The sequence below is a fragment of the Dellaglioa sp. CoH-57-MRSF-20 genome (assembly GCF_056781955.1).
Genome location: NZ_JBXAXV010000251.1, coordinates 1 through 277 on the forward strand (window position 1 = coordinate 1; position 277 = coordinate 277).

A 277-nucleotide genomic window follows, 5' to 3' on the forward strand; every position below is an offset into this window, starting at 1 on the left:
CAGAATAGGAGGCGATCATGAGTAGAGTTCAGTGATAATCAACTGGAGGTCTCATGAAAGCAAAAGCATTTTCCCGTCGTGTAATCAGTTATGGTCCGGGCGGTTTCCATTGCCCGTGCTGCGGCCCGGCTCCGGGTGCGCGTCGAGACGAGCGGCAGCAGAATCGTCGTGTCCTCAATCGAGTGCTCGACAAAATCGAGCGTCAAGAACGAAGCGTAGAACACATCGATGTCGGCACCGTCAATGACTGGTGTTTTGACTGGGATTGGTACTACGA

General features: G+C 53.1%; 1 protein-coding gene. It reads left to right on the forward strand.

What is annotated here, in order from left to right; translation table 11 throughout:
* Nucleotides 1-53 precede the first annotated feature (53 nt).
* Nucleotides 54-277, forward strand: a 224-nt coding sequence (locus tag AC1RPN_RS08955; protein WP_438451036.1) for a hypothetical protein, incomplete at its 3' end; no start/stop codon positions are given.